The following is an 11,039-nucleotide window of genomic DNA, read 5'->3' on the forward strand; positions in this document are numbered from 1 at the left end:
TATTTCTCTCGAAATGCTTGCAAAGAATAAAATCACGGCTATAATTTAATTCTTGTTCGGAGCGTAGCGCAGCCTGGTAGCGCACTTGCATGGGGTGCAAGGGGTCGCGAGTTCGAATCCCGCCGCTCCGACCATTATTATTAAAAGCCCACAGTGGAAACACTGTGGGCTTTTTCGTGTTCGGCGGTTTTTCGGCCGGTTGCTGTATGCAATCCTCCATCGCCTCCGTGCTGGCGGCCAGGCGCGGCGGCAAGCCCGGCAGTCATGGGAACCAAGGGACCCAAGAGAAGCCAATGCGCTGCGATTGCATATCCGTAAATGGCAATTCCTGAATTAGCGCCCGCGGCAGAGACTGCCAGGATCAGAAAACCACAATTCATTTTTATGATTTCCTAATGCAGGCCGCAATGTTTCATGGATTGAAAATCGGTTTCTGTTTTTCGGGATAAAGATAATTGATTCATCTTCAGATAGTGATGCTGCGGCGCGTGTTTTATGCCGCGCAGTCAGGTAAAACCCTTTGATGTTCTTTTATTTTCTTCGTCATGTGCGTCGGGTATATTGGTTATTGTGTTGCATGTTTTATCTAAGATAAGTATGCATGCCGCTCGAAATGTTGTCGGGATTGATTCTTTTTTAGAAAATCTATTGATCGAGGTAATATGACTGACGCCAGCAAGGTAATGAAGATGCTTGATCTTCCTATTGGTATCAATGCCAGTGGTGTGCGCCATGAGACGGACTCCATGGGGGGAATGGATGTGCCGGCAGATCGTTACTGGGGCGCCCAGACCCAGCGCTCGCTGCTGCATTTCTCCATCGGCAATGACCGTATGCCCAAGCGCGTTTACCATGCTTATGGCTATGTCAAAAAAGCAGCGGCCCTGGTCAATGCGGCGGCCAAGCGGCTGCCTGAGTGGAAGGCCAAGGCAATTGTGCAGGCAGCCGATGAAGCCATTGCGGGCAAGCTGGATGAGAATTTCCCGCTTTATGTGTGGCAGACGGGTTCCGGCACCCAGTCCAACATGAATATCAATGAAGTGCTGTCCAACCGCGCTATTCAATTGCTGGGCGGGGAACTGGGCAGCAAGACGCCGGTGCACCCCAATGACGATGTCAATATGGGGCAGTCTTCCAACGACAGCTTTCCGACTGCCATGCATATTGCAGCCGTTCTGGCGCTGGATGAGGTCTTGCTGCCTCAGGCGGAAGCGCTGGCGGCCGAAATTGAAAAGAAGTCGCAGCAGTGGATGGGAGTGGTCAAAACCGGGCGCACGCATTTGCAGGATGCGACACCATTGACCGTCGGGCAGGAATGGTCGGCTTATGTTGTGCAGATTCGCGATGCGCTGGAACGGATTTCCCAATCCAAGAGCGGTCTGTATCAGCTCGCGGCTGGCGGAACGGCAGTGGGAACGGGCTTGAATGCGCCGCCGGGATTTAGCAAGGAAATCGCGGCCAAGATTGCTGAAATTTCGGGCAAGCCATTTGTGACGGCACCGAACAAATTTGCTGCGCAGGGCTCGCTGGATGCCATGGTTGCGACCATGGCCGCGGTACGCGGTCTGGCGGTGGCTTTGATGAAGATTGCCAATGATATGCGCTGGCTGGCATCCGGCCCGCGCTGCGGGCTGGGCGAGCTGATATTGCCGGCCAATGAGCCTGGCTCCTCCATCATGCCCGGTAAGGTCAACCCCACGCAATGCGAAGCCATGGTCATGGTGTGCATTCAGGTGCTGGGCGAAGACAATGCCGTGGCATTTGCGGGCAGCCAGGGCAATTTTGAATTGAATGCGATGCGGCCCATCATCATCAATAACACGCTGCATTCCATTCAGATTCTGGGCGATGCCTGTGAGAAATTCCGTCTGTATTCGGTGGCAGGCACGGAGCTGAACCGGAGCCGGATTGATGCCATGGTGGATCAGTCGCTGATGCTGGTCACGGCCTTGTCGCCGGTGATCGGCTATGACAAGGCGTCGCAGATCGCGCATATGGCCAATGACGAAGGCACGACCTTGAAGGCGGCCGCGCTGAAGTCCGGTTTCATTGACGAGCAGAAGTTTGATGAAATCGTCAATCCTGCCCAGATGGTCGGGCAGGGCGTGGCGGGCAGCTAAGCGGTTTGCCTATCGTGCCAGGCGGGCTCACATTCGTGTGATGCCCGGGCCATGAAAGCGGGTCTGCTGCGGTGCCGGGCAGGCCCGTTTTTCATGGGGGCTGCCCTGCGCGCGCAGCCTGGCGCGCGAGTACGTCAGTTTGCTGTTATCGAGGTATTACAAAGGCTTATCCAGGCCGCCAGACTTTGTCATTAGGATGCCGAGAACGACGTCATTGTGCGTGCCAGCGGCAGTTGCTCCGGGGCAGCGGACAGACGTTTTCCTGTACGCGGTATTTTCTCGGAGCCGTTCCATGCAGCGACATTTTCTGCGCATTCAAACCCGCCTGGCCGCGGCCGCTATTGCCGGTGCGCTGGGGCTGGCCGCCAGTTGGCCCGCCATGGCCGCCACGCATCTGCGGCTGGCGCATGCTTCCAGCAGCGATAGCCTGGTCAATCAAGCCATTCAACGTTTTGCCCGCCAGGTAGCCGAAGCATCGGAGGGCGAGCTGCGGGTGACGGTGTTCCCCGACGGCCAGCTGGGCGATGAAGCGCCCATCGTGGACGCGGTAGGGGCCGGGGCGATAGACATCGGCCTGGGAGGCGCCGTGGATGGGATTGATCCGCGCCTGAATGTTGTGACGCTGCCTTTCCTGTTTCGTGATGCAGCCAATGTGCACGCGTTTCTGGATGGAGAACAAGGGCAAGCCTTGATGGCGCTGGGGCAGGATCACGGCTATGTGGTGCTGGCAGCCTTGGATTCCGGCTTCCGTCAGTTCGCCAATAGCAAACATGCCGTGACGACGCCGGAAGACCTGGCCAGTCTGAAAATACGCACGCCGCCCAACCCCGTGATGCTGGCGACGATACGGCAGCTGGGGGCTTTGCCGCAGTCGATTCCGTTTGGCGAGGTTTATACCTCGTTGCAATCCGGCGTGGTCGATGGGGTGGAGCCTGAGCTGCGCGACTTCTATGACCAGAAATGGTACGAGGTGGCCAAGCATGTGTCTTTGGCCAATTACATCTGGTCGGCCAATTATTGGTTCATGAACAAGGACCGCTACGACAGCCTGAGCGACGCCCAGCGCCAGGTGCTGCAAGCGGCCGTTGCGGATAGCGTGGCCTGGTACCGCGGCGAATTGGATAGCGCCTATGCCCGTCTGGACGCGACCTTGCGTGAGGCCGGAGTGAGTTTTTCCGAGGTGGATATTGCCTTGTTCCGCGATAAGGTCGGGCCGGTGTACGAACAGTTCTCGCGCGAGTGGGGGCCGGCCTTCGTGGAAGGCGTGCGCCAGGCGGCAGACCGCTGAGGGATGGATCATGCAGGCAGATCAATCTTCGGCCGGCGCATGGCGCCGGGCCGGCTGGCCCGAGCGTGCGCTTGAGGCGCTGGGCATCGCCCTGTTTCTGGTCACGCTGAGCGCCACCTTGGCGGGCGTGTTCGTGCGCTATTTTCACTGGCAGGGCATGGAGTGGTCGTTCGAGATCGCCGGGCTCAGCTTTGTCTGGGTGACTTTCATCGGCTGCGTGCTGGCTGAGATCCGGGGGGAAAACGTGCGTTTCGTCGGTTTGCTGCTGATGCTGCGTGAAGGGCGCCGCCGCTGGCTGGATGGCTTGGGCACACTGGTGCTGCTGGGCGTGGCGGCTTGGCTGACGGCCAGCGCCTGGGCGGTGATTCAGCGGTCGGGCCATGTGCCCAGCCCGGTGCTGCGCTGGCCCAGCGGGATGATGAGCGCGGCCTTGCTGAGCGCGGCGGCCATGCTGGTGCTGATTGCCTTGTTGCGGCTCGCCCGCATGCTGAAGCCCCGGAGGGCGACATCATGACAGTCGTCTTTTTATTCCTCAGTTTCGTGTTTTTTCTGGCTATCGGCGTGCCCATTGTTTGGGCGATGGCAGGGGCCAGCATCGTTGCATTGTTGACGGGCGACCTTAGCATGCCGCTGGCGTGGATGGCGCAACAGACCATACGCGGGGCGGATTCGATCAGTCTGGCGTCCATTCCGCTTTTCCTGTTTGCCGGGGAGCTGATGAACCGCGGCGGCCTGACGCGGCGCATCATGCGCCTGGCGGAGTCGGTGTTCGGGCGCATGCGCGGCGGCCTGGGGCTGGTCAATGTCGCGACAGCCTTTGTGTATAGCGGCGTGACCGGGTCGGCGACTGCCGATACCGGGGCCGTGGCCAAAGTCATGATTCCTTCCATGGCGGAACGCGGCTATCCCCCGGCATTCGCCGCGGCGGTGACGGCGGCATCCGGGACGCTGGGCATTATTGTGCCGCCCAGCGTGATCCTGATCCTGTATGGCGTGCTGACCAATACATCCATTGGCGGCCTGTTCATGGCTGGGGTGATTCCGGGCGTTCTGCTGGCCCTGACGTTCATGGTGACGGCCTATATCGTGGGGGTGCGTGAAAATTTCCCGCGCGTGGAAGTGCCGTTTGATGCCGCCCAGTTCTGGCGGGATCTCTTGTATGCCATGCCGGCTATTCTCATGCCGCTGCTGGTGCTGGGCAGCATCGTGGCCGGTATCGCGACCACGACGGAAGCCGCGGCGCTCTCGGTGCTGTACGCGCTGGCCGCGGGCGCGCTGGTCTATCGCGAGCTGCGCTGGCGTGATCTGTGGCCGGCCATGAGCGAAGCCGTCGTGACGACAGGTTCGGTCATGGTGATTATGGCGGTTGCCATGCCATTCGGCTGGATTCTGACCATAGAGCAAGTCCCGCACACGGTGGCGAGCTGGATTGTGGAGATGAATGCCGGGCCGGTAGTCACGGTGCTGCTGATTATCCTGGCGCTCAAGGTCGTGGGTTTCTGGCTGGATCTGGGCCCGGCCATGATTATCCTGGCCCCCATTCTGGTGCCGATCGCCAAGGCCGCGGGCTTCGATCCTTTGCAGATCGGTCTCATTTTCACCGTGACGCTGGGTTGGGGGCTGTTCACGCCGCCAATAGGCACCAATATCTTCGTGGTATGCAACATTGCCCGGCTGGGCATAGGCGAAGTGTCCTGGCGTCTGGTGCCCTTCTGGGCGGCAACGGCGGCCGTGCTGCTGTTGCTGGTGCTGTTCCCCGGGCTCAGTACCTGGTTGCCGCACATGATGGGCTATTGAGGCCAGCGCCGCAGCAGGCGGCGCGCATCGCTACCGGTTTTTCATCATAAGGACGCTGCCCGCCCCAGGGCGGGCGGGGCGTTCTGCACTCGTTTGACAGGATAGGATCATGACGCATTTGGTTGGAGGTATTTCCAGCGCCGGGCGCGCGTTGCCCGAGTTTGAGGGTCAAGCCTTGAGGGTGGAGCGGTCGGCCGGGGCCTATCTGTGGGGGGAAGATGGCCGGCGCTATCTGGATACGGCCATGGGCTTTGGCGCCACCTTGCTGGGGCATGCCGACCCCGAGGTGTTTGAGGCGGTCGCCCGTGTACAGCAGCGCTTGCCCATGCCGTCCTTCGCGCATCGCGGGGAAGAAGAGGCAGCGGCTGCGCTGGCGAAGCTGACCGGCCCCTTGTCGCAAGTCGTTTTCGTCAATACCGGCAGTGAGGCGGTGCATCTGGCCTGCCGCCTGGCGCGGGCGGCCACTGGCCGGCGCCGCATTGTCAAGTTTGCTGCCGGTTATGACGGCTGGTATGACCAGGTGGCCTTCGGCAATGCCAATTCGGGCGAAGCCGCCATGGCGGCTGGAAACCGGCCGGAACGCGATGGCATGCTGCTGCTGCGCTATAACGACCTGGCGGATGCCGAGCGCCTGTTTCAGGAACAGCCGGATGTGGCGGCGATTCTGATTGAACCCGTCCTGGCCAATGCCGGTTGCGTAGAGCCGCAGGCGGGCTATCTGAAAGCGCTGGCGGCGTGCGCGCGGCGCCATGGCGCGCTGGTGATTCTGGATGAAGTGCTGATGGGCTTTCGCCTGCATGCCGGTCTGGCAGGCCATCTGTTCGGCGTGGAGGCGGATCTGGCCACAGTCGGCAAGGCCATAGGTAGTGGCGTACCGGTTGCCGCGCTGGTCGGCAAGCCGGAACTCATGGCCTTGTTCGAGCAGAATAAAGTCAGCCGCGCCGGGACTTATAACGGCAACCCGCCGGTATGCGCCGCGGTGACGGCAACCCTGGAAAAACTGGCGCGCAGCGATTATGCGGCGCTGCTGGCGCGGGGCGATGCCTTGCGGGCGCGTTTGCCGGCATTGTTCGCGCAGCAAGGCCTGGCATTGAGCACATCAGGCTATGCAACGGTTTTCACGAACTGGTCTGTGCCGCAGGCCCCCGGGGACTATACGCAGGCCTTGGCTGCCGCGTCGCCCGTCTGGACGACCCGGCTGCATTTGGCATTGCGGCGCCAGCAGGTGTTGAGCATGCCATTTCCGTTCGGGCGCATGTATCTGACCTTCGCGCACGGCGATGCGGAAGTGGCGGCGCTGGAGGCTGCCATGGCGGAGGCGGCGAAAACGCTGGCGGCAACCGCGGAGGGCTGAATATGTGGTGCTGGCGTGCCGGCGTGCTGGTGTGCTGGGGAGTCAGGCGGCCAGCCGGTGCGCCTGGCGCTGAAAGTGTTCTTGCAGAAAATGGGCCAGACGGCGGGCAGTGAAGCGGGCATCGTCGGGCATCAGCAGCGCCAGTTCCAGTTCCGGCAGGGGCGGCAGGCCATGCCGCTGGTCCAGAATGCGCCAGCCGGCAGGCAGGATGGCGGCTGGCAATACCGTCAGGGCGCCGTTCAGGCGCACGGCCATTTGCACGCCCGGCAGATGTGACGAGGCGCAGGCAATGCGCCAGGCGCGGCCCGCTTCATCCAGCGATGCCAGAATGTGCGGGCGGGCGCGGCATTGGTCGGCAAAGAGGGCTAGCGGCAGGACGGCTTCTTTTTCCGGGCGGTGCTCGCCCGCATTGCACCAGACTTGCGGCTCCCGGCATAGCAGCGTGCCAATAGGCCGTTGCGGGTCGCGGGTGACGATGGCCAGGTCGAGTTCACCCTGATTCAAGGACTTTTCCAGCCGTGAGGAAAAGTCGCAGATGATATCGACCTGGGCATCGGGGTAGCGCTGGCGGAAATCGCGCAACAGCACATTGCCCAGGACATCCAGGTAGTCATCGGGCATGCCGATACGGACATGGTCGGATCCCTGGTCGCAATGCAGCGCGCACAGCGCTTCATTTTCCAGGTTGAGCATGCGGCGCGCGTAGCCCAGGAGAATTTCGCCTTGCTGTGTCAGGGCCAGTTGCTTGCGCTGCCGTTCGAGCAGGCGGCGGCCCAGTTGTTCTTCCATGCGGCTGATGACCAGGCTGACGGCGGCCTGTGTTTTGCCCAGGCGTTCGGCGGCAATGGTGAAGCTGCCATGATCGACGACGGCGACCAGGGTGGCGAGGGAATCGGTACTGAGATGGCGCATGATGGGGTCCGGTAGCCGCACAGCAAGGACGGTCTGTGCGAGCGCTCTCCGTGCATGCCTGGATTGTTGTGTGCGGCCGTTGCCAGGGCAATCAGGGATAGCACCGATGGCTGCCGCGCGCCGCGCCGGGGCCAGGCTGACGCCAGATGGGCCAGCAGCTACACTGTCGCGATGGCAGGGCGCAGGCCGGCCCGCTGCTGTCTGGATGATCTGACTGGAGGAACCATGAAGTCTTTGCGCGTATTCCATATCCGTCCGGGAAAGTCAGTGGAAGAACTGCCCCAGCCGCCGGAGGAACCGCCGCGTGAAGGCTATCTCTGGCTGGCGTGTTCGCATGATGATTTCATGAGCCGGACCGACACGGTGCAAAGCTTCTGCCAGACCCTGGGCGGCACACGGATTCTGGATCTGCATGTCTCCGATCTGTCCAATCTGCAATTGCCTTCGCATCTGGATTACACCTCGGACTACGATGTGCTGGTGTTCCGGCGGCTGGCTTTGCATGAGGGTTTGCAGGCCGAGCCGGCGAACGGGCGTGATCAGAGCGCGCCGCGCCGCCTGAAGGAGGTGGCGGTGGCCTTGGGCGTGGAGACGGTGCCTGTGGGCTTCGTGCTGTTTGACCGCCTGCTGCTCAGTGTGCATCCCGAGCCTTGCGTGGTGCACGAGGCCTATATCCGCCGTTTGTTGTCGCTGGCGCGCGGGGAGCCCCGCCAGCCGGGCAGCCTGGCGCGCTTGCCGGCTTCTCCGGCTGAATTGATGCTGCGCATTACCAGTCTGATGGTTGATGGCTTTCTCGATTTGCGCAAGCATCTGACGCGCCAGCTCGAACACTGGCAACAGCGCTTGATGCGGCCGCGCAAGAACTTCGACCGCTGGGACGCCTTGTTGCGTTCACGGCAGGTATTGCACTATCTGGATGAATGCTGCGAAGACCAGAGCAATGCGCTGGCCAGCTGGATGGATACGCTGGAAGATTGGCCAGTGCCGGGCACCAAGGAAAGCCGCCATGAGCGTGAGCAGCTGCTGGTACGCGGCCGTGATGTGCTGGAGCACATCGAACGGGTGGCGCACCATGTGCGGCGGCTGGAACAGAGCGCCGAAACGGCGGTGCAGATACATTTCAGCATACAAAGCAATCGCACCAATGACGTGATGCGCGCCCTGACGGCAGTCACCGCTGTGTTCCTGCCGCTGAACCTGATTGCGGGCATTTTCGGCATGAATTTCGACTCTGTGCCGTGGCTGCATGATGCGCACAGTTTCTGGGTCACCATGGGCATCATGCTGCTGATCGCGCTGGTGCTGCTGGGGTATTTCGTGCGCAAGAATTATTTGTCTTCCAACGAAGAGGAGTGACCGGGCGCCAGGGAATCCGGGTCGGCCAGCATGGCGATCACGCGCTGGCGCAGCCAGACGGTGCCTGGGTCGGCATCGAAGCGGCGGTGCCAATGAACCGTGACTTGCAGCGGCGGCAGGGTGACGGGAACGGGCAGGATATCAAAAGCCCCCTCCCGGTTGAGCCAGAGCGCGGCCCGGTAGGGCAGGGTCAGAATCAAGTCTGTGCGCCGGGCAATTTCCGCAGCGGCCGAGAAGTGCGGCAGGATCAGCGCGGGCCGGCGCGGCACGCCGGCTTCGGCCAGAATCTCATCGAGGGCGCGGTGCGAACTGCCGCGCGAATCCACCAGAATATGGTCAAGCTTGCGGTATTGCGCGCGCGTCAGCTTGCCGCTCGCAAGCAGCGGGTGCCCGCGCCTTCCCAGGCAACAGTAGTGTTCGTGGAAGAGATGCGCGTGACAGGTCTGCTGCCGCAATCCGGCGAGGTTGCCGATAGCCAGGTCGATTTCGCCGTCGCGTAGCGCCTGGGGCAGCGTTTCCAGCGGTACTTCCTGAATTTCAAGCTGCAGCCGGGGCGCCTGCTGGTGCAATTGTTCCATCAGCTCAGGCAGAAACACCATGACGCCGATATCCGACATGGCCATGCGGAAACGCCGGCTGCTGCGTTGCGGGTCGAAGGCCTGGCGCAGGTTGATGGCTTCGGTAAAGCTGTTCAGGCCGCGTTCTATGGGTTCTGCCAGCGCTTGCGCGACAGGCGTGGGCTGCATGCCGTCGGGTGTGCGTAGAAATAGCGGGTCGTCAAACTGTTCGCGCAAGCGGTTCAGCGCATAGCTGACGGCGGGCTGTGTCAGCCCCAGGCGCTGGGCAGCGCGGGTCACGCTGCCTTCGTCCAGCACCATCAGGAAAACCCGCATGAGATTCAGGTCAAATTCCATTCTTGCCCTTGATATAAAACTGGCTTATTCAATACATAATAACCATAAATTTGACGGATATATAGTTGACTCCTAGACTAAATTTCATGCGATCCCGGCGAGCAGGCAAGGGCAAGGAGATCGCGGAAAAACAGGAGGAGTCATATGCGTGTTCAGCTCACGCAGCAGGAAGCCGCAGTGCCTGGGCACACGGCTTGCAGCATGCAGGAAAATCCGGCGGATGCGGCCGGCCAGCGCACCATGTCCGTGCCGCAGCTTTTGTGCCAGCAGGCGCAGCGTCATGGCAGCCGGCCTTGGCTGCAGGCGCCTGGCGGCGCGCTCAGCTTCGAGCAGGCGCCGGCTTTTGCCGCGCGCTGGGCGGCGCTGCTGGCGCAGCAGGGCGTGGGGCGCGGCGACCGGGTCGCGCTGATGATGGGCAACCGCATGGAGTTTCTCGGTGCCGTACTGGGCTGCGCCTGGCTGGGGGCCGTGGCTGTGCCCATCAATACCGCCTCACGCGGCATGCAGTTGCAGCACATTTTGTCCAATAGCGCGGCCAGGCTGGCGCTGGCCGATGCGCCGGCATGCCAGGTGCTGGCGGGCCTGACGGAGCAGGAAGAGCTGCCGCTGGCACGCATTCTGCTGGTCGGAGCCGGACCGGAGAGTCTGCTGGCCGGCCGCGTGCAGGCATTGCCAGGCTTGCCCGAATCAGGGGAGCTTGCCGCGCAGGGTTTGCCGGGCGATACGCTGGCCATTCTCTATACCTCGGGCACTTCCGGCTTGTCCAAGGGGGTGTGCTGCCCGCATGCGCAGTTCTACTGGTGGGGAGTGCTGACTGCCAGAAATCTGGAAATCGGCCAGGACGATGTGCTTTATACCTGCCTGCCGCTGTTTCATACGAATGCGCTCAATGCCTGCTTCCAGGCGCTGGTGACGGGCGCGGCGATAGTGTGTGATGAACGGTTTTCCGTGAGCCGGTATTTCGAGCGCCTGGCTGCGACGCGGGCGACGGTGACGTATTTGCTGGGGGCGATGGTGCCCATGCTGTTGTCGCGGCCAGCGGCGGCGGATGAAATGGCGCATAGCGCGCGCATTGCGCTGGCGCCCGGCGTGCCGCCGCGCTTCCATCAGGTCTTTCGCGAGCGCACCGGCATTGCCTTGCTGGAAGGCTATGGTTCGACCGAAACCAATTTCGCGATTGGCGGCACGCTGGCGCAACAGCGCGCCGATACGATGGGGCAGGTCATGCCGGAATTCGAAGCCTGCGTGGCGGATGAACAGGACCAGCCGCTGCCGGATGGGACTGCCGGAGAGCTGTT

9 protein-coding genes and 1 tRNA gene are annotated in these 11,039 nt (G+C 61.8%); 8 read left to right on the forward strand and 2 right to left on the reverse strand.

Annotated elements, in window-relative coordinates:
• The first annotated feature begins 57 nt into the window (after positions 1-57).
• From ACTJGZ_RS14475 to ACTJGZ_RS14500, 6 genes are all read left to right on the forward strand, one after another.
• Positions 58-134: transfer RNA gene (locus ACTJGZ_RS14475), tRNA-Pro, on the forward strand.
• Between the two features lie 555 nt (positions 135-689).
• The gene (gene fumC / locus ACTJGZ_RS14480) at positions 690-2,120 is read left to right on the forward strand and encodes a class II fumarate hydratase (RefSeq protein ID WP_441663610.1); all 1,431 of its coding nucleotides are present in this window, start codon (positions 690-692) and stop codon (positions 2,118-2,120) included.
• Between the two features lie 292 nt (positions 2,121-2,412).
• Positions 2,413-3,408, forward strand: coding sequence for a TRAP transporter substrate-binding protein (locus tag ACTJGZ_RS14485; protein ID WP_441663611.1), 996 nt, complete (start codon positions 2,413-2,415; stop codon positions 3,406-3,408).
• Between the two features lie 10 nt (positions 3,409-3,418).
• On the forward strand, positions 3,419-3,922 hold the full coding sequence (locus tag ACTJGZ_RS14490) for a TRAP transporter small permease (protein WP_441663612.1): 504 nt from the start codon (positions 3,419-3,421) through the stop codon (positions 3,920-3,922).
• A complete protein-coding gene (locus ACTJGZ_RS14495) occupies positions 3,919-5,205 on the forward strand; it encodes a TRAP transporter large permease (RefSeq protein WP_441663613.1) in 1,287 nt (428 codons plus the stop codon). The genes ACTJGZ_RS14490 and ACTJGZ_RS14495 overlap by 4 nt, the downstream gene beginning before the upstream one ends.
• 109 nt (positions 5,206-5,314) lie before the next feature.
• Positions 5,315-6,559, forward strand: a complete 1,245-nt coding sequence (locus ACTJGZ_RS14500) for an aspartate aminotransferase family protein (RefSeq protein WP_441663614.1) — start codon at positions 5,315-5,317, stop codon at positions 6,557-6,559.
• 42 nt (positions 6,560-6,601) lie between these two features.
• Here the strand turns inward: ACTJGZ_RS14500 and ACTJGZ_RS14505 are convergent, their stop codons facing one another.
• Positions 6,602-7,471, reverse strand: coding sequence for a LysR substrate-binding domain-containing protein (locus ACTJGZ_RS14505; protein ID WP_441663615.1), 870 nt, complete (start codon positions 7,469-7,471; stop codon positions 6,602-6,604).
• Positions 7,472-7,696: 225 nt separating this feature from the next.
• Between ACTJGZ_RS14505 and ACTJGZ_RS14510 the strand changes: the two genes are divergently transcribed.
• The gene (locus ACTJGZ_RS14510; RefSeq protein ID WP_441663616.1) at positions 7,697-8,827 is read left to right on the forward strand and encodes a magnesium transporter CorA family protein; all 1,131 of its coding nucleotides are present in this window, start codon (positions 7,697-7,699) and stop codon (positions 8,825-8,827) included.
• Here the strand turns inward: ACTJGZ_RS14510 and ACTJGZ_RS14515 are convergent.
• Positions 8,800-9,741 (reverse strand): LysR family transcriptional regulator, encoded by a 942-nt coding sequence (locus ACTJGZ_RS14515; RefSeq protein ID WP_441663617.1) that lies wholly within the window; start codon positions 9,739-9,741, stop codon positions 8,800-8,802. The genes ACTJGZ_RS14510 and ACTJGZ_RS14515 overlap by 28 nt on opposite strands.
• A 144-nt stretch (positions 9,742-9,885) precedes the next feature.
• Between ACTJGZ_RS14515 and ACTJGZ_RS14520 the strand changes: the two genes are divergently transcribed.
• Positions 9,886-11,039 (forward strand): AMP-binding protein (locus ACTJGZ_RS14520; protein ID WP_441663618.1); only part of this gene is annotated, 1,154 nt, incomplete at its 3' end.

It is taken from the genome of Kerstersia sp., assembly GCF_052103615.1.
GTDB lineage: Bacteria > Pseudomonadota > Gammaproteobacteria > Burkholderiales > Burkholderiaceae_B > Kerstersia.

What these genes read in the sequence shown, in the direction of transcription:
- fumC (WP_441663610.1), top strand. Translation starts at nt 690, where the DNA reads ATGCTTGATCTTCCTATTGGTATCAATGCCAGTGGTGTGCGCCATGAG.
- ACTJGZ_RS14490 (WP_441663612.1), top strand. Translation starts at nt 3,419, where the DNA reads ATGCAGGCAGATCAATCTTCGGCCGGCGCATGGCGCCGGGCCGGCTGG.
- ACTJGZ_RS14510 (WP_441663616.1), top strand. Translation starts at nt 7,697, where the DNA reads ATGAAGTCTTTGCGCGTATTCCATATCCGTCCGGGAAAGTCAGTGGAA.
- ACTJGZ_RS14505 (WP_441663615.1), bottom strand. Translation starts at nt 7,471, where the DNA reads ATGCGCCATCTCAGTACCGATTCCCTCGCCACCCTGGTCGCCGTCGTC.
- ACTJGZ_RS14495 (WP_441663613.1), top strand. Translation starts at nt 3,919, where the DNA reads ATGACAGTCGTCTTTTTATTCCTCAGTTTCGTGTTTTTTCTGGCTATC.
- ACTJGZ_RS14485 (WP_441663611.1), top strand. Translation starts at nt 2,413, where the DNA reads ATGCAGCGACATTTTCTGCGCATTCAAACCCGCCTGGCCGCGGCCGCT.
- ACTJGZ_RS14515 (WP_441663617.1), bottom strand. Translation starts at nt 9,741, where the DNA reads ATGGAATTTGACCTGAATCTCATGCGGGTTTTCCTGATGGTGCTGGAC.
- ACTJGZ_RS14500 (WP_441663614.1), top strand. Translation starts at nt 5,315, where the DNA reads ATGACGCATTTGGTTGGAGGTATTTCCAGCGCCGGGCGCGCGTTGCCC.